We start from the raw sequence: 23,577 nt of genomic DNA on the forward strand, positions 1-23,577 counted from the left end.
TGTGCGCGACCTCTGTCCGCGCCTCGGTACTGACATTTGTCATGTGCGGCGATGACAGCACGCACTGCCCCCGGCCCCGGTCCGGCGGAACCCTCGAAGTATGGAAACCGATGGGACCGACGGGTACGTGATCGAGGCGGCCGAGCTGCGCCGCAGTTACACGGGCGGCTACGAGGCCGTGAGCGGAATCACGTTCTCCGTGGCACGCGGCGAACTGTTCGCGCTGCTCGGGACGAACGGCGCCGGCAAGACCTCCACCGTCGAGCTGCTGGAGGGACTCGCCGCTCCGAGCGCCGGGACCGTGAGGGTGCTCGGCCACGACCCGTACCGCGAACGCGCCGCCGTAAGGCCCCGGATCGGGGTCATGCTCCAGGAGGGCGGCTTCCCCTCCGATCTGACGGTCACGGAGACCGTGCGGATGTGGGCCGGCTGCACGAGTGGGGCGCGGCCCGTGCCGGAGGCGCTGGACCTGGTGGGCCTCGGACACCGGGCCCGGGTACGCGTCAAGCAGCTCTCCGGCGGTGAGCGGCGCAGGCTCGATCTGGCACTCGCCCTGCTCGGCCGGCCCGAGGTCCTCTTCCTCGACGAGCCCACGACGGGCCTGGACGCGGAAGGGCGACGGGACACCTGGGAGTTGGTGCGGGAGCTGCGGGACACGGGGACGACCGTGCTGCTGACCACGCACTACCTGGAGGAGGCGGAGACGCTGGCCGAACGGCTGGCGATCATGCACGAGGGGCGGATCGTCACCACCGGCACCCCGGCCGAGGTGACCGCCTCGCGTCCGTCCCGTATCCGCTTCGTCCTGCCGCGGGAGGTACCGGCGGCGCGGCTGCCGCTCGCGCTGCGTGCCGCGGCCGAGGGGCAGCGGATCGAGATCCGTACGCACGACCTGCAGCGATCGCTCGGTGAACTGCTCCGCTGGGCGGAGGAGTCCGGCGTACGGCTGGAGGGGCTCGACGCCCGCTCCGCCTCGCTCGAAGAGGCGTTCCTCGACATCGCCCGGTCACGGACGGACGCGGAACTGGAAGGTGCCCTGTGAACACGACAACCACGACAACCACGACCCCGGTCACGACCACGACGGCGGCCGGCCGGCTGACGGCGCTCGGAAGGGCCGAGCTGACCCTCCTCGTACGGAACAGGACCGCGCTGTTCGTCGCGCTGCTGATGCCCGTGGCGATGGTCGTCCCGCTGCGGTCCACGCTCGACCGCTTCGACCTCGCCGGGACCGGAGTGACCGTCGGCGGCGCGCTGCTGACCGGCGCCATCGGGCTCGTGCTGATCCTCGTCGTGTACCTCAACCTCACCTCCGCGTTCGTGGCCAGGCGTGAGGAGCTGGTGCTCAAGCGGCTGCGGACGGGCGAGGTGTCCGACCTGGAGGTCCTCGCCGGGACCGCGCTGCCGGCCGCCGCGCTGGCACTCGTGCAGTGTGCGCTGATCGTCGTCGCGGGCGCCGCGTTCCTCGGCACGGGTGCGCCACCACGGCCCGAACTGCTCCTCGCGGGCGTGCTGCTGGGCACGGTCCTGATGACGGCGCTCGCCGCCGCGACCTCCGCGATCACCCGCACCGTGGAGAGCTCACAGATCACGACGATGCCGCTGTTCCTGGTCACCGCGGCCGGCTCGGGGCTGTTCGTCCCGCTCGATCTGCTGCCGGAGCGGATCGCGTCGGTGTGCGAGCTGCTGCCGATGACCGGTGCGGTACGGCTGGTGGAGGCCGGTCTGCTCGGCGGCGCGGGCGCGGCCGACTGGGCGGGCGCCGCGCTGAGCGCACTGGCCTGGACCGTGATCTCGGTGTTTGCTGTGCGGCGGTGGTTCCGCTGGGAGCCGCGGCGCTGATTCGTGAGCTTTCGGGAGTGACTGTGCGGGTGAAGGGCTGGAGCGGCCGCAGCCGGCCGGCCAAGGTCGACCTCTATACGCGCGGCACGGTCTACGGACTCGTCTGGGCCGCGGCCGTCGGCCTTGCGCTGCTCCTGCTGACGGAGCCGGTCCGGGAAGGCGGCACACCGGCGCTGGTCGTGGTCGGGCCACCGCTCGCGCTCGCGATGGGCCTGGTCTGCGCCCGGCTGGCGCGGCGGTCGATGGACGCGTATCTGGGCCGGGGAGCGGTGCCACGCCGGGTCGTCGGCTGTGCGGCGTCGACGACGGCCGCGGTCGTCGGGACCGTGCTGGGGCTGGCCCCGGCCGTCTCGTCGACAGGGCTGCTGGTCATGATGCTGGCGACGGCGCTGCTGCCCTTCGTGATCAGCCAGTGCCTGATCACGAAGGGCAGCACCCTCGCTCTGACCCAGGGGGCGGTGCTGGCCGTGATCGCCGGGCTGCTTCCCCTGCGCGGGGCCACGTCGGCCGACGTGGCGCACTTCGCCGCTGTGGCCGGCTTCACCATCGCGTGGACCGCGTTCACCATCCGCGTCTCCATGTGGGTCCTCGCGGTGATGTGGGAGCTGCGCGAGGCACGCGACGTGCAGGCGCGTCTCGCGGTCGCCGAGGAACGGCTGCGGTTCGGACGGGACCTGCACGACGTGCTGGGGCGCAATCTCGCGGTGATCGCGCTGAAGAGCGAACTCGCCGTGCAACTGGCCCGGCGGGGACGGCCGGAGGCCGTGGAGCAGATGGCCGAGGTCCAGCGCACGGCACAGGAGTCGCAGCGTGAGGTGCGCGATGTCGTACGCGGATACCGTGCGGCGGACCTGCACACGGAACTCGCGGGCGCGCGAGGCGTGTTGACGGCCGCGGGGATCAACTGCTCGATCGGGTCGCCGGACTCGGACCTGCCGGCCGAGGTCCAGTCGGCGCTGGCGTGGGTCGTCCGCGAGGCGACGACCAACGTGCTGCGGCACGGGGACGCGGCGCGCTGCTCGATCCGCCTCGCGGTGTCCGCCGGCTCCGCGGTGCTGACGGTGGAGAACGACGGCGTACGCAACTCGACTGCTCCGGATGCCACGCGAGGGCAGGGCTCGGGACTCGCGGGACTCCGGGAGCGGCTGGCCGCGCTGGGCGGCACGCTGGACGCGGAGCGCACGGCGGGCGACCGATTCCGCCTCACGGCGGAGGTTCCGCTACCGCGAGCGGCCGTGGAGTGCCCGTCCCCGAACGCCGGCGGGACCGGCGATGCCCCAGAACAGACCGGCGGGACCGGCGATGCCCCGGAACAGGAGGACGACCGTGAACCAGGATCGCGTGCGGGTGCTGCTCGCCGATGACGAGCACCTGATCCGCGGCGCGCTCGCCGCGCTGCTCGCGCTGGAGGACGATCTGCTCGTCGTCGCCGAGGCCGCGTCGGGATCCGAGGCACTGGCCATGGCGCGGGCACACCGGCCCGATGTGGCCGTACTGGACCTGCAGATGCCGGGCGGGGACGGTGTGAAGGTCGCCACATCACTGAGGGCCGAGCTGCCGGAGTGCCGGACCATGATCGTGACCGGTCACGGCCGCCCGGGGCATCTGAAGCGCGCGCTCACCGCCGGTGTCCGCGGCTTCGTACCGAAGACCGTCAGCGCCCAGCGGCTCGCCGAGATCATCCGCACCGTCCACGCGGGAAACCGTTACGTCGACCCCGAGTTGGCCGCCGACGCGATCTCCGCCGGGGACTCCCCGCTGACCGCGCGCGAGGCCGAGGTGCTGGAACTGGCCGGGGACGGCGCGCCCATCGCGGAGATCGCCGAGCGGGCATCGCTGTCCCAGGGAACGGTCCGTAACTACCTGTCGTCGGCAGCCGTGAAGCTGGGCGCCGAGAACCGGCACACCGCGGTGCGTCTCGCACGCGAGCGCGGTTGGGTATAGTGGTCCTCGCGCTACGGCGCATGCGGACGTGGCTCAGTTGGTAGAGCATCACCTTGCCAAGGTGAGGGTCGCGAGTTCGAATCTCGTCGTCCGCTCCAGAGAAGAAGCCCCCCGGCCGATCGGCCGGGGGGCTTCTTCGTGACTACGACCAGGTGGTGCCGGTCAGCAGCTCGTACGCCTCCAGATACCGGTCGCGGGTCGCGTCCACGACGTCCTGCGGCAGTGCGGGCGGCGGCTGCTCGCTCTTGCGGTCCCAGCCGGAGGCCGGCGAGGTCAGCCAGTCGCGTACGTACTGCTTGTCGTACGACGGCTGGGCGCGGCCCGGCCGCCACTGGTCGACGGGCCAGAAGCGCGAGGAGTCCGGAGTCAGCACCTCGTCGGCGATGATCAGCTGCTCGCCGTCGAAGCCGAACTCGAACTTGGTGTCGGCGAGGATGATCCCGCGCTCCCGGGCGATGTCACGGGCGCGTGCGTAGACATCGAGGGTCGTCCGGCGCAGCACGGCGGCGGTCTCGGCGCCGACCTGGTGGGCGACCTTCTCGTACGACACGTTCTCGTCGTGGTCGCCGACGGCCGCCTTGGTGGCGGGGGTGAAGATCGGGGCGGGCAGCTCGGAGCCGTCCACGAGGCCCTCGGGCAGGGCGAGGCCGCAGACCGTACGGGTCTCGTTGTACTCGGCGAGGCCGGAGCCGGTCAGATAACCGCGGGCGACGCATTCGACCGGCACCATGTCGAGCGCCTTGCAGATCAGGGTGCGGCCGGCCCAGTCGGCGGGGGCGCCGGCCGGGAGGTCGGTGGAGATCACATGGTTGGGGACGAGGTCCACGAGACGCTCGAACCACCAGAGGGAGAGCTGGGTGAGCACCCGCCCCTTGTCGGGGATCTCGGTCGGCAGCACCCAGTCGTACGCGGACATGCGGTCGCTGGCGACCATCACGAGGTCACCGGTCCGGGTCTCGTACAGGTCGCGGACCTTGCCCGTGTGGAGATGGGTCAGCCCCGGAACCTGAATCGGCTCGGGCTTTTCTACGAATCCGGACACGGTTCCTCCGCGTAGGTTGATCCAGGAGCGCTTCGATTCTCTCGCACCCTGGGAGCGCGGCCGGTCGCGGGTCAGTCGCGTTTGCAGATCCGGTCGAGGAGGTTGGCGGTGGCCCGCTGGATCCGCTCGTCCACATGGCCCGGCCGGTCGAGCGCCGGAGACCAGGCGAAGGTGCCGGAGGCGAAGACGAGAGCGCCGGAGGGAGCCCGGTAGAGGGAGGTCTCCTGATGGCGGACGGCGCCCTCGCCGTCCGCGTAGGGCGAGTGGGCGAGCAGGATGCGGCCCTCGTGCTCGGGCAGCGGCGTGCGCGGGAAGTAGCGGTCGGCCTCGCCCGCGACCAGGCCGGGGATCTCGTCGCCGTCGCCGGCGCCGGTCGCCTCCCAGAGCCAGTGGTCGGCGTTGCGCACGACCAGGGGGTGGGGCTCGGGGACCCGGCCCGCGTACTGGATGCCGAGCAGCTGCTGTTCGGCCCGGTCGACCTCGCGCCAGAGTGCCGAGCGGCCGGGGCCCCGGCGCTTGCGGCAGGTCAGCAGCCGGTCGTCGACGCCGGACGCGGACGGGCCGAGCTCCACCTGCCAGTACATGGTGTTGGCGGAGAGGAAGACGAGGGAGGTCCCGTGCTCGCGGGCGAGTTCGGCGGTGCGGCGCATGGGCGCCGACCAGTACTCGTCGTGGCCGGGGAAGACGAGGCCCCGGTAGCGGGTGGGGTCGACCCTGCCGGCGTGCAGATCGCGGGTGTCGGCGTACGCGAGGTCGTATCCGTACCGCTCGGCCCAGCGGATGAAGTCGTAGGCGTGCCCGACATGGAGCGGGAGGCCCGCGCCCGCGTACGGACGGTCGAAGGAGACGGTGATCGCCGCGTCGTCCTCGCCGAGCAGCCTGCCCTGCTCGTCCCATGCGTGGTACAGGCTGGCGCCGGTCCGCCCGTCCTCCGGATAGAGGTTGTACGCCTGCCAGGTGATGTCGGGCAGCAGCAGGAGCAGATCGGCCGGATGACTGTCGCGGACGGTGAAGGGGATGTGCGAGCGGTAGCCGTCGGCGGTGGTGAGCACGGCGACGTACGCGCCGATGGACCAGTAGGACGGGATCTGCAGCCGCCAGGAGAGCCACCAGTGGTGGCAGGAGACCGTGCGGTCGGCGGCGAGCGGGGGCGGCTGGACGATGCCCGCGAGACGGGGGCTGGTGGTGATCTTGGCGGCGCCGTCGCCGCTGTAGTGACCGATCCGGTAGACGTCGACGGAGAACCGCTGCGGCGGGTCGACCGTCACATGGAAGTCGATGGCCTCGCCCGGGGCGACGGCGCCGGTGGACGCGAAGCCCTTGATCTGACGGTGCACGTCGTCGGCGGTACGCAGGCCTCGGGCACGCTTGACGCTGCCGGCGAGCGGGTCCGGGTCCACGTACCAGGGGACGACCTGGCCGGTGTCGTCGAAGTAGTGCTCGCTGCCGCGCAGCCAGGGCAGCGGGCCCTGGCCGAACGGATCCGTGACGGCATGGGCGAGGGCGCCCGATTCCCATCGTCGAATCTGCTCCGCCCGACGAATCTCCTCCGCCCCCATGGTGCGCCCCTCCCTCGGCCCCCCGGAACCTGTCCTGTCACGCCGACTGTCAGCGTCGTTGCCCAGCACATCACATAACGCGCGCACTCCGTCACCGTTCGTCGCGAATTGACGTGAACGGAACTCACTATTCCTGTTTCGACGGCACAAAAGGTGCGTATGGGGCGGCAGGCGCGGGTGAAGCGGGTGAAGCAGGTGGGACCGACGGGGGCTGCGGGGTGGCGGGGCTGCGATGCACCCGGGCCGTGGTCGGGTGGCGGGGTGGTCAGACCAGCCTGACGGGTTTCTCCGGGCGGATGCCCGTCGTCGTGAGCCAGGTGCGCAACGGCTCCGGGTCACCGTCCTCGACCAGGCTCAGCACCCGGGAGCCCAGGTCCGTACGCCGCTCGCCGTCGATCAGCAGGGCCGGCCCGTCGAGCCAGTCCATGCCGGGAACGGCGCCTGCCGTGTCGACGGCGGCGCAGCAGACCATCGCGGTGACATGGTCGGCGAGCAGCTCCCGTGCGGTACGGGGCGGCTGGAGCGGTACGAGCGGCAGCGGATCGGTGCCCCAGACGTCGAGGGCGCCCGCCGCGGAGTCCACGACCCGCGGCACCGCAGAGCGCTCACGGGCGGCCTCTTCTCGGGCCACGTCCGCGCTGATCCGGGCGGCAAGGACGGCGCCCGGGGCGGGGTTGGTCGGGTCGGCAGGGTCGGCGAGGTCGCCCGCGGCGAGGTCGGCGGGATCGTTCGGATCAGCCGGATCTGCCGGATCTGCCGGATCTGCCGGATCTGCCGGATCGGCCTCGGGAACGCCCTGCGCCATGGCCTCCGGCACGCCCCCGGACGGGCCCGTGGCGGTGACCGGACCGTCGCCGGAGAGGTGCTCCATCACCCGGGCGAGCGTCGGCCCCGCCGGGACGCCGGTGGCGGGCCGTACCCCCATCGCGTCCAGAACGCGGTGCAGCCTCGCGGCTTCCGTGCGCCATTTCCGGTCCACGACCTCTTCCGGGTACTGCTGCCAGTCCACCGGGGACCACTCGGGTCCGGCCTCGGCGGGCCCACCGTGGAAGAGGCGCGCGGCCAGCAGAGAGGCCGCTTCGTCGACCGCGCCCGGCTCCTCCAGCAGATCGCAGGCGGGACGCTCACCGAGCCGGGACGCGAAGCCCTCGGCGAGCCGGTCGCGGCGGGACAGCTCCGTCAGCGCCGAGACCACCCCGGCGTCGAGGCGGCTCGGCCACCGCCCCATCCGCCAGGCGGGCAGTGCGACGCGGGTCAGCAGCCGGTCCCAGCCCGCGTAGGCGAGGCCGACCTGCTCCTGGGCGACGATCCGCAGACCGTAGTCCACCGCCTGGGCGCGCTCGGACCCTGCCGCGGCGACACCCCGCTCCATCTCGGCGGCGTGGCGGCGACAGCCGTGCAGCAGCAGCCGGGCGATCCGGCCGACGAAACCGAACGCGAGCCGTCGTGCCGGATCGAGACCGGGGCGGGTGCCGAGCCCCACCGCCGCGTCGAGGCCGCGGACGAAGCGGCGGGCCGCGGCTATGTCCGGGTGCGCCGAAGGACCCGTACCGGCGACGACCGGGGCGAGGACGGCGCGCAGCTCGGCGACCCGCATCCACCACAGGAACGGGGAACCGATGACCAGGACAGGAGCACCGTCCCCGGTGGTGCTGCCGCGGGGGGTGTGCGACGGATGCGTACGGTCCTCGAGCCAGCTGTCGCAGTCAGGGGTGAGGGCTATCGCGGAGGGCGCCGGGACGTCCAGCCGGTCGGCCAGATCCTCCACCAGCCGGTACAGATCCGGGGCGGAGGCCTCGGCCAGCGGCACCGTCGGGCTGACGGCGGGCCTGGCCCTGGCGATCACGGCGGCGACGACGGCGGCCACCAGCAGCACGACCACGGCGGTCGAGGTCACCGCCCAGCGTGCGGCGTCCCAGGATTCGCCGCCGATCCGGCCGGTGACCTCGCCGACGAGCAGCACTACGGCGACGGCGGCGGGAACCAGCGCGAGGGCCAGTGCCCTGCTGCGCACGCGCAGCACGGCGAGAGCCCGGGAGCGCGCGGCCAGCGCGCCCACTTCCTCACCGAATACGGTTCCGGACACGGCCGGACTCACCCCCTCTGCCCCTCTGCCCTACGGCGGCGTTGCTCACTCCCCCACTGTGGCACCCGCCACAGACATCGCAATGCCGGTGGGCCAAGTGCCGGAACGCTTGCGCCGCACCCTAGTTGGGGCGCGAGCGGGCGTCATCCGGATGGGGCAGCGGTCACTCGATGGAATGCCTTTGGGCAAAGCTGCTGACAGCCGCTGACATGGGGTGAAGAGGCCTTCAGCCCCCGGGGACGGATGGTGCCGGGGCGGGGGCGGGGGCCGGGGCCGAGACCGAGGCTGGTGCGGGGGCGGAGGCCGGTGCGGGGGCCGGTGCGTGACCGGCCCCGCACGGTCAGGCTCGCGCGGCCTTCGCGGCGATGTCCTTGCGGTGGTGCGAGCCGTCCAGGTGAATGCGGTCCACCGCGGCGTACGCCCGGTCGCGGGCCTGTACGAGGTCCTCACCGGTCGCCGTCACCGACAGCACTCGGCCGCCGGCGCTGACGATGGCGTCGCCTTCCTTCCTGGTCCCGGCGTGCAGGACGTACGCGTCGGGGGCGTCCTGCGCCGCGACGGTGTCCAGTCCCTCGATCGGGTCGCCGGTACGGGGGGTGGCCGGGTAGTTGTGGGAGGCGATGACGACGGTGACGGCGGCTTCGTTGCGCCAGTTCAGCGGAGGCTCGTCGTCCAGCGTGCCCTGCGCGGCGTTGAGGAGGACGCTCGCGAGCGGCGTCTTCAGCCGGGCCAGGACCACCTGGGTCTCGGGGTCGCCGAAACGGGCGTTGAACTCGATGACCCGTACGCCACGGCTGGTGATGGCGAGCCCCGCGTACAGCAGGCCAGAGAAGGGCGTGCCGCGGCGGTGCAACTCGTCCACCGTGGGCTGGAGCACGGTCTCCATGACCTCGTCGACGAGCTTCGGGTCGGCCCAGGGAAGCGGCGAGTAGGCGCCCATGCCACCGGTGTTGGGGCCCTCGTCCCCGTCGAGTGCCCGCTTGAAGTCCTGCGCGGGCTGCAGCGGAAGCACCGTCTCGCCGTCGGTGATGGCGAAGAGGGAGACCTCGGGTCCGTCCAGGAACTCCTCGATGACGACGCGGCCGCAGGCGAGCGCGTGCTCGCGCGCCTCTTCCAGGTCGGGGGTCACGACGACGCCCTTGCCCGCCGCGAGACCGTCGTCCTTGACGACGTACGGCGCACCGAACGCGTCCAGCGCCTCGTCGATCTCCTCGGGCGTCGTGCAGACGTAGCTGCGCGCGGTCGGGACGTTCGCCGCGGCCATGACCTCCTTGGCGAAGGCCTTGGAGCCCTCCAGCTGGGCCGCCTCCCGGGACGGGCCGAAGCAGGGGATGCCTGCGGCCCGTACGGCGTCGGCGACACCGGCGACGAGCGGCGCTTCGGGGCCGACGACGACCAGCTCCGCCTGGAGTTCGGTGGCGAGCGCGGCCACGGCGTCGCCGTCGACGGCGTCCACCGGGTGCAGCTCGGCGACTCCCGCGATTCCGGCGTTGCCGGGCGCGCAGTGCAGAGCTGAGACGTCGGGGTCGAGGGAGAGAGCGCGGCACAGGGCATGTTCGCGGGCGCCGCCGCCGATGACGAGGACCTTCACGGCAGCCAGGGTAGCCCGCTCGCCACTCGTGACCTTGTGCGGGCCACCGAAGCGCCCGCACCTACTCGTTTGTGTATTCCTCCACAACCGTGGCACCGAGCTCCCGGACGATCAGGTCGTGGCCCGACAGCGCGGAGTCCACAAGGTCCGGATCGTCCTCCTCCGGGATGTCGTCCTCGGGTGCGACGGATCGCGGAGCGGCCGGGGCCTGCGGGGCGGGCGCACGCGGGGGCTCCGGGGCGGACGGCGTCTGCCGTGGAGCGGGCGCGGGGGCCGCCGCTGAGGTCTGCGGAGCCTGCTGCACCGGGCGGGCCGGCTGCTGGGCGGGCGCCGCCGGGGGGGCCTGGTCGGGCCTGCCGCCGTAACCTCCGCCGCCGCCACTTCCGTATCCGCCGCTGCCGCCGCCGTATCCGCCGCCTCCGCCCGCGCCGGGCGATCCCGCCGGGGGCTGTCCCGCGCCACCCGACGGATCGATGATCGCCTCGATCTTCCACTGGAGGTTGAACTGCTCGGCGAGCGCCTGCTTGAGCACGTCCTCGCTGCCGCTGCTCGCGAAGTTGTCGCGCGCGCCGGCGTTGATGAACCCGAGCTGGAGGGTGGTGCCGTCGAAGCCCGCCACCTGTGCGTTCTGACTGAGCAGGATCCACGTGAAACGGCGGCGGTTCTTCACCGCCTCCAGGATGTCCGGCCACATGGTGCGCACCTGGCCCGCTCCCTGAGCCGCGGCGGGGGCGACGGCCGCGGGCGCGGACTGGGGCGGAGGCGCGGCGGCGGGTGTGGCGGTCGGCGTGGCCGACGGCGTGACCGCGGGCGCGGGCTCCGGACGGCCCTGGCCCTGGCCCTGGCCGGGCGCGGTGGCGGAGGGCCAGGCACCGGGCCGGGACGCGGCGGACGCACCGGAGCCGGGGCTCGCGGCACCCGGCCAGGCTCCCGGCCGGGGAGCGGGGGGCTCCTCGGCAGGGGCGGCGGGCGTCGCGGGCGACGGCTGGGGAGCGGGGGCCGCGGGCTCGGCGGGCTGCGCCTGCGCCTGCGGAACCGAATGCGGCTGTGGCTCGGCCTGGACCTGAGGCGGGGCTTGGGGCTGGGGTTGAGCCTGGGGCTGAGGCTGGGGCTCGGGGGCCGGTCCCCCGCCCCGTACCGCCGCGCGCGCGGCAGCGGGACCGCCGCCCGGCACCATCGGCGCATGCGCCTCCGGCCCCGGTACGTACCCCATCGCCGGCCCGGAGCCCTGCGCCACGAACGCCGCCCCGCCGCCTCGCTCCAGCCGGTCGAGCCGCGCCTGCACGGAACGCTCGTCGTCGAAGGCCGCGGGGAGCAGCACCCGGGCACAGATCAGCTCCAGCTGCAGCCGGGGCGAGGTCGCGCCCCGCATCTCCGTCAGCCCGGTGTTGACCAGGTCGGCGGCCCTGCTGAGCTCGGCGGCCCCGAAGACCTGGGCCTGTGCCTGCATCCGCTCGACCGCGTCCGAGGGGCCGTCGATGAGCCCCTTCTCCGCCGCGTCCGGCACCGCCGCCAGGATCACGAGGTCCCGCAGCCGCTCCAGCAGATCCGCGACGAAGCGCCGAGGGTCGTTGCCGCCCTCGATGACCCGGTCCACGACCTCGAACGCCGCGGCCCCGTCGCCCGAAGCGAACGCGTCCACGACCGAGTCCAGCAGCGACCCGTCCGTGTACCCGAGCAGGGACGTCGCCATCGCGTACGTCACACCGTCCTCGGCGGCGCCGGCGAGCAACTGGTCCATGACGGACATCGAGTCACGCACCGACCCGGCCCCGGCGCGCACGACCAGCGGCAGGACACCGTCCTCGACGGGAATGGCCTCCTTGGCGCACACCTCTCCCAGGTAGTCCCTGAGGGTCCCGGGCGGCACGAGCCGGAACGGATAGTGGTGCGTACGCGAACGGATCGTCCCGATGACCTTCTCGGGCTCGGTCGTCGCGAAGATGAACTTGAGATGCTCCGGGGGCTCCTCGACCACCTTCAGCAGGGCGTTGAAGCCCGCCGAAGTGACCATGTGGGCCTCGTCGATGATGTAGATCTTGTACCGGCTGGACGCGGGCCCGAAGAACGCCTTCTCCCGCAGCTCGCGGGCATCGTCCACACCACCGTGCGACGCGGCGTCGATCTCGATGACATCGATCGACCCGGGCCCGTTCCGCGCGAGGTCGCGGCAGGACTGGCACTCGCCGCAGGGGGTCGGCGTGGGCCCCTGCTCACAGTTCAGACACCGCGCGAGGATGCGCGCGCTGGTCGTCTTTCCGCAGCCGCGCGGCCCACTGAACAGGTACGCGTGATTGACCCGGTTGTTCCGCAGCGCCTGCTGCAGCGGGTCGGTGACATGCTCCTGCCCGATGACCTCGGCGAAGGACTCGGGTCGGTAGCGGCGGTACAGCGCAAGGGACGACACGCATACGAGGTTATCGGGGCCCACCGACAACCGGCCCCGCCCACCGTCGTCCCGGCAGCCACCTCGCGGGAAACCCGGCGGTGAACGCACCGAAACGCAAACGCCCCCCACGCACCCGCCAGAGCCGACCTACCCTTGCTGCCTTCCGGCCCTGGGGGAGTTCAGTCAGATAGCGCCACGTGAGGGGCTCCGCACAGAGTACCTGATGACGGGGGCAGGGAACGAGTTCGCGAGCACTCCTCCCCGTCATGTAATGTTCCCAGCGGAGGATTCGCCTAGAGGCCTAGGGCGCACGCTTGGAAAGCGTGTTGGGGGCAACCCCTCACGAGTTCGAATCTCGTATCCTCCGCCAGTGCCTCACCGGGCACGAAGTCGAAGGGCCCCACCGTTCGCGGTGGGGCCCTTCGACGTGCGTGGTCTCATTTTTGGTCTCATTCGGCCCCGGAGGAGCCCCACAGCTTCTCGCCGACCTGATCCGCGACCTTACGGAGCATGGGGCCGGTCACATGCATGTAGCGAGCCCGCATCCGCGCGGCACCGCCCGGCTCCCAGCCCATGATCGCGTCCACGATCACGTCCGGGACCCCGAGCAGGAGGAGGACCGTGCCCGCCGTGTGCCGGGCATCGTGCAGCCGCCCGTCACGCACTCCCGCGTCCCGGAGAAGCCGCTTCCAGAGGTGGTAGTCGGTGTTCGGGCTCAGCGGCCCGCCAGTCGGTGAGGCGAAGACGTAGCCCTTGGCCTCCCAGTCGCCCCCGGCTTCTGCACGCTCCCGGTCCTGCTCCTCCTTGTGCTTGCGAAGCAACTTGATCAGCGGATCAGGCAGACCCACCGTGCGGCGGCCGGATCGCGACTTCGTGTTCTTGTGCTCGCGCCGGATCTGCTCGCGCTTTGGGCAGTAGCCAGGTTTCCTGCCGCATGGCTCACTACCGCAGCCGTGGCGGTACCGCGGCCGTAGCCGGTTCCGGCGGATTCGGACGTACCCAGCATCGAGGTCCACGTCCTCCCACTGAAGTCCGAGAGCTTCGCCCTGGCGAAGGCCGAGCGCCAAGGCGACGACCCACCGTGCGCTGTTGCGCAGCTTCGACGCCTCCAGGAGCAGGCTCTGGACCTCCTCGATGGTGTACGGCTCGATTTCCTCCTCTTCGATCCGGGGAGCCCGGGCGATCTCAGCGACGTTCCGGGAGACGTGGCCGCGCCGCCGGGCCTCAGCGAGTGCCACACGCACGGTGCGGTGCACGTGATGTGCGGTCCCGGCCTTGCTGCCGTCGCGCTGCATCTTGGCGTAGAAGGCTTCCAGGTGCTCCGGCTCCAGGCGGTCGAGCCGGTGTGCCCCAATGCCCGGGCCCAAGTGGACGCGCACGTCGACCTCGTAGCCGTCGTACGTGTTCTCGGAGACGTACTTCTTGGCGATCTCGTGCACCCAGTGTTCCAGCCAGTTCCCGAGCGTCCACATTTCGCCGGGCTTGCTTAGGTTGCCTGCGTCGCGCTTCCGCTCGATCTCACGGACTGCTTTGACAACCTCGGCCTTTGTCTTCCGGCCAACGTGTCGCCGGTCCGGCTTGCCGTCGGGGCGTACGCCGACCGAGACGCGACCATGCCACCGGCCATCGGCGCCCTTGTAGATGGAGGCGGCGCCGTTCGGCTCACGGCTCGTCTTCGCCATCACGCACCCCCAGCCCAGGGAGCGGCGGAAGCCTTGCGCAGGCGTGCCACGTACACAGCCAGGGCGTCAGCCGGGATGCGCCGCAGGTTTCCGACCTTGACCGACTCGATTTCGCCCGAGGCGATGAGCGCGAAGCACGTCGTTCGACCGATGCCTAGCCGACGAGCAGCTTCCTCGACAGTTAGGAGCAGGAGCGTTGGGTCGGCAGTCACAAGGGTCACTGCGGGCGCTGCTGGAGTCACATCCCCTCCCAAGGATCGAGGCCGAGCAAGGTCAGGACTTCACGTGTGGGCACAAACATGGAGCCACCGCAGACGGGGCACGGGAATCGCCGTTCGGTCGAGTGGCGGCCGTCGCCACCACACTCCAGGCAGGCCGTCCACTCCCCCGCGGCTAGGGCAGCGGAGCAGGCCGCGCGGTCGGTGCAGTCCTGTCGGCACACCGGGCAGTCCGTACCTGGCACGATCGGCAGACGATCAGACATGGTCAGCCCCTTCCTGGATGTCAGCTGACGCTGAAGCGGCGAGCCATTCCTCGGCGCGGCCGAGGCCCGTTCCGGCGAAGGTCCAGTGCGCGAGGACGAGGGTGGGGTCATCGTCGGCCGGTTCGGTCGGCACAGGGTGCGAGTCACCGTGCGCGATGGCGGCTTGGAGGCGTCGCCATTCGGCTCGGGCGGTGCGTAGGGCGCCGAGGGTGGTGGAGTAGCGGCGGGTTTTGGTGGAGAAGTGGCCGCGGAAGCCGAGCATGTGGGCCCAGGCGCGCAGGCGGAGGTCTTCCAGGTCTTTGCGAGCGCCGAGGGTCCAGGCGGTGCGGATGAGCCGGCGGGCGTGTTCGGGGATGGACTTGCGGCCGAGTTCGGCGAGGAACCGGAGGGGGCGGTCGAGGGTGCCGGTCGCTGTTTCGGCGCCCTTGGTGGCGTACTTGGCGATGTAGGCGGCGACGGCGCGTTCGGTCAGTTCGGCGGGGCCGTCGAAGTCGGCGGAGCGGATGGGCCGGATGTCGAGCTGGGTGCCGAAGGCGAACGTGTGGGCACGGCCGTCGACCACAGGGCCGGGGACGTCGGCGGCTTTGGCGGCTGCGCGGATCGCGTCGGTGAGGAGTTCGGCGCTGCCCCAGGCCGGGGGCGGGGTGTCGCCGCCTTCGGGGCCGTCGAGGCGGATGACGGCGTGGAAGTGGATGGCGCCGCGGCGCTGGTATTCGGCGACTTTGGCGAAGGAGACGCGGGCGTGTTCCTTGAAGTCGCGTTGGGTGAGTCCGGCGCGCTTGGCGACTTCGCGGCGCAGGTAGATGGAGAAGCGGGCCCAGATCTTGGAGGCGTGCGCGTTCCAGAGGACGGCTGCTTCGTAGTCGTACGTTTCGGGGTGGAGCGGGGTGCCGAGTTCGGGTGCGTCGTCGGGGTGTGGGGTGCCGCAGCGGCAGTGGCCGCGGGTGGGTCGGTTGTGGACGGGGCCGAAGCTGGGGGCGGTGAAGGTGGCGAAGACCCGGGGGTGGGTGGCGACGCGTTCGGGGGTGCCTTTGCCGCCGCGGAGGCCTGCGGTGATGAGTTGGTAGGTGTCGCGGCGGTAGGTCTCTGCGCAGGCCGGGCAGCGGGTGGTGCGGCGGTTGTTGCAGCGGACGAGGAGGTTCCCGGCGGGCAGGTCGGCCGCGGTCAGGTGGTGCAGGATTTCGCCGGTGCCGGTGTGGACGTCGGTGCGGTGGCCGTCGAGGCGGATGGGTGTGGTGCAGCCGCCCAGGCCCCGAAGTTGGCGCATGAGGCCGGGCATGGTGCCGAGTGAGGCGAGGAAGGCGAGGTCACGCACGGGAGGCGGCGCGGTCGTGGTCGTGGTCAAGGCAGAGTCCTCCTTTCAGAGGAAGCAGAGCGGGGCCGGGGCACCGGCCGGGGGGAACGGCGGCTGGTGCCCCGGCGGGTGGTCAGCGGTGGGGGCAGGTGTTGCGGTGGTCGATCCAGGCGGCGACCAGGTCGCGGACGTTGTCGTCGCCCTTGGCCCGTGCAGTGGCACCGCAGCAGCAGGCGTAGGAGCCGGTAGCGGGGACGTCCCGGGCGGGTTTGGCGACGTGGACGCCGGGGCGGTCGGCGGTGGGCGCGAGGTCGGCGGCCATGGCCGTCAGCGGGCGATTACGGCGGCGTCGGGCAGCTGGCGCAGGGGCGGGATGGTGCCGGTGCCCTGGCAGGTGCGGCAGTGGGCGGTGATGGTGCGGCGCTGGCCGCCTCGGTCGCGGCCGCCGAGGGTGACGGCGGCGGAGGCGAAGCCGTCGCAGGAGGGGCAGACGCGGGCCGGGGCATGGTTGTGCTGGGGCATGATGGTGGGTCCTTCCGGTTGATGAGATCGGGTAGGGGCTGGGCCGTCCGGGCGGCGGAGACTTGGCGGTTTCAGGGCCGCCCGGAGGGCCGGTCAGCGATGGCGCGGGTTGCCGTTGAGCAGGGAGCGCAGGACGACGGCGCAGACGGCGACCGAGGCCGCGGTGATGGCGACGGCGAGCAGCATGGAGACCAGGACCGCGCCGACCACGAGGACGACCGCGGCACCGCCGCCGATCGCGACGAGGAGACCGGTCGGGCTGAGCCGGACCGCAGGCGCCGAGGAAGCAGCCGGGGCCGGAACCACGGCGGGGGCCGGCGTGGTGTGCTGGCAGGCACACGCGGCGGACGACTGCTCGACGACCGCGGCCGGGGCCGGGTGGAGGGCGAGCGGGGTGACGATGCCGGTCGGGGTCGGCATGGTCGGGGTCGGCATGGTCGGGATGCGGGGTCGGAGCATTGTGGATCTCCCTTCTGGATTGGGTTACTTGGTGGTGCCGTTGACGGCGTCGACGCCGGTGCGGGTGCCGGACTCGATGGCCGGGGCCAGGAAGGTGTCGGCGAGGAGGAAGCCGCCGAGGAGGAGCACGACGATCAGCCACGTCGGCGGGCGCATGAGCTTGATCCCGAAGTAGCCGAAGATGGCGACCAGGACGATCAGCGGAAGTTCGACGTTCACGGCAGTAGCTCCCTGGTGGTCAGTTGGCGCGGCAGCGGTGGGTGCGGGCGGCGAGCTGGGCGGCGGACTGGCTGGAGTAGTCGGCGGACCAGCCGCAGTCGTCCCGGGAGCAGACGGCGGCGTGCTTGGTGCGGCCGTTCCGGTCGCGGTGGGTGGCGATCTGCACGGGGCCGATCCGCATCACGGAGTGGAAGAAGTCACGGGCAGGCATGGAGATCAGCTCTCCGATCGCAGGCTGAGTCCGGGGAACTCGGCGAGGATGCGGGCGGCGTCGGCCGGGTCGGTGACACGATTTGCAGCTTCTTCGGCGAGTAGCCGGGCCAGAGTCGTGCGACCGGAGTCGGCCATTTCGCGGGCTGCTGACAGGTATTCGTCTCGTGTCGGTTCGTGTCCGGGCATGGATAGTCCGTCCTTTCAGGCGAGGTGGGCGGCGAGCTGGTCAGCCATCGGGCCGGGCAGGCCGAGGCGTTCGCGCAGGGTGTTGGCATCGATCGGAGTGCCGGTCGCCGAGCGGTGTGCGTCGGCGAGCTTGCGGGCGTGGTCGACGAGCGCCGGAGGCACATCGGCAGGGGGCGGAGCGGCGGGCAGGGCCGGAACCGGCTCCGCAGCCTCGACCGCATCCGGGGCAGGGTTCGGGGCGGGCGCCGATTCGGCCGGCACAGCCACCGGCTCGACGACCGGCAGCGGCTCAGCCTCGACAGCCTCAACGGCACTGTCAGCAGCAGCAGCGGCCGGGGCGGTGGGTGAGTGGACGAGCAGGGTGCCGCCGAGGAAGGCGAGCGCGGGCCACCCGGCGACCAGGATGCGCAGCCAGTCCGGGACGTTGCTCAGGTCGAGCAGACCAGCGGTTGCGACGTTGGCGCCGAGCGAGGCAGCCAGGGCGACGGCGAACCAGGTCCACGCAGCACCGGCCGACTCGCCCTGTGCACGGAGGATCCGCAGGCGCCGCCAGGCAGCGACGAGCAGCAGATCCACGGAGACGGGGTAGGCCCACGCCTTCCAGCCGTCCTGTCCGGCAGCGGCAGCGAGGTCGTGCAGGTGGGCGAAGGACAGCGCCCCGGCGATCACGGCTTGCACGAGCACGGCATCCAAGCGGACCTTGCGGGTCATGTCTTCACCTCCTTGAGGAGTTGGGCTGGGGCCGGGCGGGGAGTCGAGTCCGGCCGCCCGGTCCCGGCGGGGTCAGTCGGTCGGGGTGCCGGTGCCGAAGCAGGTCAGGCAGAGTGCGGCCTGCCGGTCGGCGGTCTCCCTGGGCTTGCGGGCGGAGCCGACCCGGACGGTTACGGCGGTCTCGCCGGTGCCCTTGCAGTCCGGGCACTTCTTCGCCCGGGGCTTGCGGGCGGTGGTGGTGGTCTTGCGTGTGGTCATGGGTGGTGCCTCCTGCCGGTTTCGGGCATGGGCGGGGTAGGGACTTGGCGCGTAGCGGTCGCGCCGACCGGGATGGAGGTGCGGGTCAGGCTGTGGCGGGCTTGGTTGCCGCTGCCGGGGCCGGGAGTTTGACCGGGGCGAGGTCTGGCAGCACCGGGCGGAAGGGCTCCAGGCCCTCCAGTACGGGGGTGCGGTGGGCGTTGGCGGTGCAGGCGTTCACGGCTTGGCGCATCGTGGTGAACGGTGTGCGGATGCGGACCCAGCCGCCCGTGGAGTCACCGGCCACGGCCATGCCGGGGCGCTCGACGGGGATCTGTGTCGTGGCCAGCACGGCGTCAGGGGAGATGTCGCCGAAGGCCATCTTGGCGGAGGCTTCATCGTTGACCCGGTGCGAGATGCGGCCGGTGAGCTGGGCGCGGAGCATGGTGATCCCGTCGCCGAGTTCGGCACCGAAGCGCTGCCCGCAGACCTCGACGTAGATCCCTGCGGCGCGGCCGAGCTGGACGAGGCGGACCAGGGCGGTGATGATCCGCTCGCGGCGCTTCTTCTCCGCGGTGTTGGAGAACAGCGCCAGCTCGGCGACCTCATCGACGAGGAGGACCACAGGCACCGGTCGCAGATGCTCGGGCAGGCCCCAGATGTCAGCGGTGATCTCCGCGTCCGGGGTGTCCGCGCTGATCCGCTGCTCGCGCCGGATCACCTGATAGGTGTCGGCCATCCGCTCAACGAGGGCTTCGAGCAGATCGGCCGCGTCGTCGGGGTTGTCGGCCAGCGCGGAGAACCGGCGGGCCAGCGGGGCGAGTTCAACGCCTTGCTTGCAGTCGATCCCGACCAGGGCGACGTGCTGTGTGGCGAGTTCCTTGACCAAGCGGCGCTGGTAGACAGACTTCCCCGACTTCGTCGCGCCGAGGTCCAGCGAGTGCGGCACCTCCTGATAGTCGCGGTAGTGGACCTCTCCGTCTTCCCGCAACGCGACCGGGATCCGAAGCCCCTCACGCTCGACCTTCGCAGGCATCTGCACCCGCTGGAGCACGTCGTACCCGGTCATGCGCAGCTCGACCACACCCGACTTGATCTCACGGGAGGTGACGCCGTGCATGGAGAACGAGTGCCGCAGCCGGTCCGTGGAGGCCGCGAAGTCGAACGCGTCCTGACCAGGACGCAGCTTCACGCGCAGCATCAGCCCGGTACGGGTCGGCCGGATCCGCAGGATGCGCGGAGGACGGGACTCAGGCGCCGGACGATTGGCCAGGCGGGCCAGAGTGAGCCGGAACCGGGACGGCGGAACGGTCAACCCGCACGCGTCCATGACCGAGGCGTACCGCACGACCACCCGCACCAGCGCGAGACTGATGCCGATGCTCAGCCAGTACCAGGCCGGGCGCAGCCGCCGCAGCACCAAAGCTGCGGCGACCACCACCAGGGCTAAGACGAGGAACGTGTTCGTCGACATTCCGCTCAGCCCTTCGCGGACGGAGCGACCAGCGCAACCGCGCGGAACGCGATCCCGAACCGCTTCTCACCGTTGAACGTGTTCTCCCAGTCCCGAGCCTTGAGGCCGACGACCTTGATCGGCATACCGAGCGTGATCCCCTCCGGGACACCGGTCTCCGGAACCGACACGGTGTAGAGGTTCGCCTCACCCTCATCAGCAATGGTGAGACCGACCGTCATCATCTTCGCCTTGGTCTCCCGGTCCACGGCGATCTCACCGGTCTCCTTGTTGATGACCTTGTGCTTCGGCTCGACAGCGACGAAGACGACAGCGGTCGAGGTGTCGATCTTGAACGATGACATGATGGAAGCTCCCTGATAGGGGCGAGAAGCGGCGGCTTGCTTGGCGGTAGGGCGCCGCTTCTGCGTTGGCTTGTGGGAGTCCTGCGACAGCACCGCAGGACCTTCGCGTTCCAACTGGTGCGCACCAGTAGATTGCATCTGGTGCGCACCAGTTGTCAAGCGTTGCCGCCGTCCGGCTTTCTCAACTCGCCTTCCTGCGACGCTTCTAGAGAACCGCGTAGCTCAACCACCCGGTAGCCAACACAGGTTCACTGCGGTTCCGTTAACCCCTCCTGTTAACCCCTGCGGACCTGCGCTGATGTGAGGCATGCTGGTCTGGAGCTGTCAACGGCATGCGAGGGCGGTACAGGTGCTCAACCGGCTGCGAGAGGTGAGGAACGCGCGCGAGTGGTCGCAAGCGCGGCTCATCCACGAGATCGAGAAGTACGCGCGGAGGCATACGCTCGACGTTGGCTCGACCGCCAGCCTGCGCGTCTACGTCTCGGAGTGGGAGAACGGCAAGCGCTCCATCAGCGAGCGCTACGCGCAGATCCTGCGGCCAGTCTTGGGCGTCACCGATGAGGAGCTATTCGGCCGGCACGCTCCTACCGCACCACCCCCGGCCGTCGGCGGCTACGACGAGCTGATCAGCCGCATCGACTCGGCTCGCAGCGTGAGTCACACCATGGTGAAGACCTTCATGGACCAGACCGAGCTACTGCGCACCGTCGACCGCCAGATGGGCGCGGCATCCCTTGTCGACCAGATGACGGGGCACCTGACGACGCTGGAGGACGCGCTCACCTTCGCTGTGCTTCCTGAGACTCGCCGCCCTGTTGCTCTCGCGCTGGCCGGAGCCGCCACCCTCGCCGCGTGGCAGGCCCTCGATGCCGGGGGAGTCGAAAGAGCTTGGCGGCACTATGAGTTAGGCAAGCGCGCCGCGCAGGAGGCTGACGAGCCGATGTATCTCGCGCATGCCACAGCCGAGCAGGCGTATGTGCTCAACGACGCCGGGCGGCCGGAGATGGCGGTTCAGCTCGTACGGGAGGCTCAGCGCTTGGGTGGCAGTCAGATATCACCGCGGTTGCAGGCATGGCTGTACGCGGCCGAAGCGGAACTCTGCGCCAAGGCCGGGATGGCGGGCGACTGCCGCCACGCCATCGAGAAGGCCGACGCCGCCCTGCCAGCGGGCACCGAAGCACGCGATCCCGACATGCTGAGCATCTTCCTCAACGGCGGGCACCTCGCACGCTGGCGCGGAAACGCACTCGCTCTGTTGGGCGACGACGATGCCCTTGGCAGCCTGTACACCGCGCTCGATGAGGCCGACCCGACGTTCGTCCGTGCCACATCAGGTCTGCGGTGCGACCTCGCCCAGGCGCACGTTGCGCGCGAGGAGTACGCCCAAGCCCAGGAGCACTTGCAGCAGGCACGCCTGTTGGCCAACCGCACGGGATCTGTCCGCTATCGGAGGCGCGTGGAGCAGCTCATGCAGAGGCTGTAGGAACTCCCTGCCCATGCGAGGCCAGGAGGTGGAGCAGCGCTACGAGGGTGCCAGAGCCCATCAATTCACCCCGAGCCATCAGGCCGGGGATGTCCGAGAGTGGCACCCATGCGATGTGCCCCGCTTCCTCGATGTCGGTGGGGTCGCTAACGTGCTGGGCACCCTTGCCGACGAAGATCTCGTGTGGCGAATCGACCATGCCGATCATGGGTTGGTAAGTGACGACGTGATCGAGGGAGTCAGGGCGCCAGCCAGTCTCTTCCTCGACTTCGCGCAGCGCCGTTGCGTGCGGGTCTTCGCCCTCATCGACGATGCCGCCGGGAAGCTCCCAGCCCCACTTGTTGGGGACAAAGCGGTAGCGCCAGAGCATCAGCACGCGGTCGTGATCATCGAGCACAGCCGAGATCGCGACGTGGTGAAGCCGCACAACGTGGTGCTCGAATCGCTCAACGCCCGGCGGCTCGACATCGACTAGTGCGAGCTTCACCCAGCGGTTGTCGTAGACCGTGCGCTCACCGTGGATCCGCCAGGGCTCCAGGTCGCTTGGCGCCTTGGTAGTCACCTCGCGCGACGGGACGCGGTAGGAACTGCGTCCGTGGACCTCAATCACCTTCTCGGCCACAAGCTTCGCCAGGACGCGGCGAAGTTGAGTCCGACCAATGTCGAGGTCGTCCACCAGGGTGCGCTCCGATGGCAGCTTGGAGCCAGGCGCCAGCTCCCCAGACGCGATCCACTCTCGGACCGTCCGGTAGACCCTCGCGGACTTCGTTTCCATCCCCTCGGCACACTCCCCAACTCATTGACTAGCCGCGACCAGGGTAGCCGCCGGTACTGACCCCCGACAGGGAGGACGATCACGAGGTGGCCCAGGCGCCGAGCCGGTGTGAGTAGAAATCTTCTCTACGGGTTCAAGGCGGCTCGCTCCGCTCGCCGCGCGCGGCCCCGGCTCCAGCGCCGGGCCCCGACGCTCCTGTCTCCGCCCCGCTCCGGGCCCCGGCTCCGCCGGCCGCGCGGCTGGAGCGAGCACACCAGATGCAGTGGACGGTAGCCCGATGTGGCTGGGGCCGGTCGGCTCCACGGCTTTAGGCAGCCACCATGGGGCGAGCCTCGAAGATCGGGGCCCACATCGGGCTTTAGCGGGCAGGTCCACAGACTGCCCGAGTCGCGGCAAGCTTACGGGCCCCGATCTCTCGCCCCATGGCAGCTCCCGCCCAAAGCCGCTCCACCGACCTCGTCTCCTAGTGGCCGTAGATGTGCCCTCGCACCAGTGGGTCGTTCTCCAGGATGAAGTCCGACACCTTCCAGAACTCGTTCAGCTGCGGGTGCTGCAAGGCCGCTTCGCGATCGAGCTTGAGCCCGAAGAGCGGGCCATCGGGGTGGGCCAGGCCGGCGGTCACAAGCGTGGAGGCAGGCGTGGTCTGCCCCAACACCGGACCGATGCGGCAGGCGAAGGCGACGTGGTCACTCCACTGGTCAGATCCCCCGCCCCACGTCCCGAAGATGACGTCTATCCAGGCATCGTGGTCGCGGTCGGTGTGGTGGTAGCAGTTCGCGAAGTACACGGCGTGCGGAGCACCGTCGGCATAGATGAAGTCCCACGCTCGCTCGATGGGAGCATTGCAGCAGTCGCAGGTGAACTCGCGCGTTTGGCGGTCGGGACCGAAGGTCAGCAGCATGCGCACATGATGCTCGATCCCGCGAGAAGCGCTCCTGGCGGGTGCCGCGTGCCCCACGCGTGCCCGATCGGTCGGAGGCGGGCGGGGAACCACGGGGAACCAGAGTGACGACGGCACTCCCCCGCAGGTCAGCAAACTGC

The 23,577-nt window shown here is 71.0% G+C and carries 25 protein-coding genes, 2 tRNA genes and 1 other RNA gene; 7 read left to right on the forward strand and 21 right to left on the reverse strand.

Going from position 1 to position 23,577, the window contains the following annotated elements; all coding sequences use genetic code 11:
- The first annotated feature begins 100 nt into the window (after positions 1–100).
- The 5 genes from OG766_RS16730 (at position 101) to OG766_RS16750 (ending at position 3,884) form a co-directional block, all read left to right on the forward strand.
- Positions 101–1,042: an ABC transporter ATP-binding protein gene (locus tag OG766_RS16730; protein ID WP_328725678.1), complete on the forward strand. Its 942-nt coding sequence runs from the start codon at positions 101–103 to the stop codon at positions 1,040–1,042.
- Complete coding sequence (locus OG766_RS16735; protein WP_328725679.1) at positions 1,039–1,842, forward strand: ABC transporter permease; 804 nt, start codon at positions 1,039–1,041, stop codon at positions 1,840–1,842. The genes OG766_RS16730 and OG766_RS16735 overlap by 4 nt, the downstream gene beginning before the upstream one ends.
- 17 nt (positions 1,843–1,859) lie before the next feature.
- On the forward strand, positions 1,860–3,206 hold the full coding sequence (locus tag OG766_RS16740) for a sensor histidine kinase (RefSeq protein ID WP_266379901.1): 1,347 nt from the start codon (positions 1,860–1,862) through the stop codon (positions 3,204–3,206).
- On the forward strand, positions 3,145–3,786 hold the full coding sequence (locus tag OG766_RS16745; RefSeq protein WP_328725680.1) for a response regulator transcription factor: 642 nt from the start codon (positions 3,145–3,147) through the stop codon (positions 3,784–3,786). The genes OG766_RS16740 and OG766_RS16745 overlap by 62 nt, the downstream gene beginning before the upstream one ends.
- A gap of 22 nt (positions 3,787–3,808) precedes the next feature.
- Positions 3,809–3,884: transfer RNA gene (locus OG766_RS16750), tRNA-Gly, on the forward strand.
- Between the two features lie 44 nt (positions 3,885–3,928).
- Here OG766_RS16750 and OG766_RS16755 read toward each other — a convergent pair.
- The 6 genes from OG766_RS16755 to ffs form a co-directional block, all read right to left on the reverse strand.
- A complete protein-coding gene (locus tag OG766_RS16755; RefSeq protein ID WP_266379907.1) occupies positions 3,929–4,828 on the reverse strand; it encodes a phosphoribosylaminoimidazolesuccinocarboxamide synthase in 900 nt (299 codons plus the stop codon).
- 71 nt (positions 4,829–4,899) lie between these two features.
- Positions 4,900–6,387, reverse strand: coding sequence for a N,N-dimethylformamidase beta subunit family domain-containing protein (locus tag OG766_RS16760; protein WP_266379909.1), 1,488 nt, complete (start codon positions 6,385–6,387; stop codon positions 4,900–4,902).
- 265 nt (positions 6,388–6,652) lie between these two features.
- Entirely contained in the window at positions 6,653–8,473 is a 1,821-nt protein-coding gene (locus OG766_RS16765; RefSeq protein ID WP_328725681.1) for a hypothetical protein, read from the reverse strand.
- A 340-nt stretch (positions 8,474–8,813) separates the two neighbouring features.
- Positions 8,814–10,064, reverse strand: coding sequence for a phosphoribosylamine--glycine ligase (purD, locus tag OG766_RS16770; RefSeq protein ID WP_266379912.1), 1,251 nt, complete (start codon positions 10,062–10,064; stop codon positions 8,814–8,816).
- A 61-nt stretch (positions 10,065–10,125) separates the two neighbouring features.
- On the reverse strand, positions 10,126–12,471 hold the full coding sequence (locus OG766_RS16775) for a DNA polymerase III subunit gamma and tau (RefSeq protein WP_328725682.1): 2,346 nt from the start codon (positions 12,469–12,471) through the stop codon (positions 10,126–10,128).
- Between the two features lie 96 nt (positions 12,472–12,567).
- Positions 12,568–12,662, reverse strand: an RNA gene (gene ffs, locus OG766_RS16780) — signal recognition particle sRNA small type.
- 73 nt (positions 12,663–12,735) lie between these two features.
- Here ffs and OG766_RS16785 point away from each other — a divergent pair.
- Positions 12,736–12,823: transfer RNA gene (locus tag OG766_RS16785), tRNA-Ser, on the forward strand.
- A 79-nt stretch (positions 12,824–12,902) separates the two neighbouring features.
- On the opposite strand, the gene OG766_RS16790 is transcribed toward OG766_RS16785, so the two are convergent.
- The 13 genes from OG766_RS16790 to OG766_RS16850 form a co-directional block, all read right to left on the reverse strand.
- Positions 12,903–14,135, reverse strand: coding sequence for a tyrosine-type recombinase/integrase (locus OG766_RS16790; RefSeq protein ID WP_328725683.1), 1,233 nt, complete (start codon positions 14,133–14,135; stop codon positions 12,903–12,905).
- Entirely contained in the window at positions 14,135–14,377 is a 243-nt protein-coding gene (locus OG766_RS16795; protein ID WP_328725684.1) for a helix-turn-helix domain-containing protein, read from the reverse strand. The genes OG766_RS16790 and OG766_RS16795 overlap by 1 nt, the downstream gene beginning before the upstream one ends.
- Positions 14,378–14,611: 234 nt before the next feature.
- Positions 14,612–15,898 (reverse strand): replication initiator, encoded by a 1,287-nt coding sequence (locus OG766_RS16800; RefSeq protein WP_328727487.1) that lies wholly within the window; start codon positions 15,896–15,898, stop codon positions 14,612–14,614.
- A 148-nt stretch (positions 15,899–16,046) separates the two neighbouring features.
- Positions 16,047–16,235 (reverse strand): hypothetical protein, encoded by a 189-nt coding sequence (locus OG766_RS16805; protein WP_266374137.1) that lies wholly within the window; start codon positions 16,233–16,235, stop codon positions 16,047–16,049.
- Positions 16,236–16,240: 5 nt separating this feature from the next.
- The gene (locus OG766_RS16810; protein ID WP_328725685.1) at positions 16,241–16,435 is read right to left on the reverse strand and encodes a hypothetical protein; all 195 of its coding nucleotides are present in this window, start codon (positions 16,433–16,435) and stop codon (positions 16,241–16,243) included.
- Positions 16,436–16,528: 93 nt separating this feature from the next.
- Positions 16,529–16,894: a SpdD-like protein gene (locus OG766_RS16815; protein ID WP_328725686.1), complete on the reverse strand. Its 366-nt coding sequence runs from the start codon at positions 16,892–16,894 to the stop codon at positions 16,529–16,531.
- A 24-nt stretch (positions 16,895–16,918) separates the two neighbouring features.
- Positions 16,919–17,113 carry a hypothetical protein gene (locus tag OG766_RS16820; RefSeq protein ID WP_266374132.1) on the reverse strand — a complete coding sequence of 65 codons (195 nt, stop codon included), beginning with the start codon at positions 17,111–17,113 and terminating at the stop codon, positions 16,919–16,921.
- A gap of 19 nt (positions 17,114–17,132) precedes the next feature.
- Complete coding sequence (locus OG766_RS16825; protein ID WP_266374131.1) at positions 17,133–17,324, reverse strand: mobile element transfer protein; 192 nt, start codon at positions 17,322–17,324, stop codon at positions 17,133–17,135.
- A 5-nt stretch (positions 17,325–17,329) separates the two neighbouring features.
- Positions 17,330–17,512: a hypothetical protein gene (locus OG766_RS16830; protein ID WP_266374129.1), complete on the reverse strand. Its 183-nt coding sequence runs from the start codon at positions 17,510–17,512 to the stop codon at positions 17,330–17,332.
- A 15-nt stretch (positions 17,513–17,527) separates the two neighbouring features.
- Positions 17,528–18,223 carry a DUF2637 domain-containing protein gene (locus OG766_RS16835; RefSeq protein ID WP_266374127.1) on the reverse strand — a complete coding sequence of 232 codons (696 nt, stop codon included), beginning with the start codon at positions 18,221–18,223 and terminating at the stop codon, positions 17,528–17,530.
- A gap of 72 nt (positions 18,224–18,295) precedes the next feature.
- Positions 18,296–18,481: a hypothetical protein gene (locus OG766_RS16840; RefSeq protein ID WP_328725687.1), complete on the reverse strand. Its 186-nt coding sequence runs from the start codon at positions 18,479–18,481 to the stop codon at positions 18,296–18,298.
- Positions 18,482–18,566: 85 nt separating this feature from the next.
- Positions 18,567–19,934 carry an FtsK/SpoIIIE domain-containing protein gene (locus tag OG766_RS16845; protein ID WP_328725688.1) on the reverse strand — a complete coding sequence of 456 codons (1,368 nt, stop codon included), beginning with the start codon at positions 19,932–19,934 and terminating at the stop codon, positions 18,567–18,569.
- Between the two features lie 5 nt (positions 19,935–19,939).
- Positions 19,940–20,278, reverse strand: a complete 339-nt coding sequence (locus tag OG766_RS16850) for an SCO3933 family regulatory protein (RefSeq protein WP_328725689.1) — start codon at positions 20,276–20,278, stop codon at positions 19,940–19,942.
- A 349-nt stretch (positions 20,279–20,627) separates the two neighbouring features.
- Here OG766_RS16850 and OG766_RS16855 point away from each other — a divergent pair, with 349 nt between their 5' ends.
- Positions 20,628–21,761, forward strand: a complete 1,134-nt coding sequence (locus tag OG766_RS16855; protein ID WP_328725690.1) for a helix-turn-helix transcriptional regulator — start codon at positions 20,628–20,630, stop codon at positions 21,759–21,761.
- On the opposite strand, the gene OG766_RS16860 is transcribed toward OG766_RS16855, so the two are convergent.
- A complete protein-coding gene (locus OG766_RS16860; protein ID WP_328725691.1) occupies positions 21,745–22,536 on the reverse strand; it encodes an NUDIX domain-containing protein in 792 nt (263 codons plus the stop codon). The two genes, OG766_RS16855 and OG766_RS16860, sit on opposite strands and share 17 nt — an antisense overlap.
- 463 nt (positions 22,537–22,999) lie before the next feature.
- The gene (locus tag OG766_RS16865) at positions 23,000–23,437 is read right to left on the reverse strand and encodes a hypothetical protein (RefSeq protein WP_328725612.1); all 438 of its coding nucleotides are present in this window, start codon (positions 23,435–23,437) and stop codon (positions 23,000–23,002) included.
- Positions 23,438–23,577: the final 140 nt, after the last annotated feature.

The sequence above is a fragment of the Streptomyces sp. NBC_00259 genome (genome assembly GCF_036181745.1).
Classification (GTDB): Bacteria; Actinomycetota; Actinomycetes; order Streptomycetales; family Streptomycetaceae; genus Streptomyces; species Streptomyces pratisoli.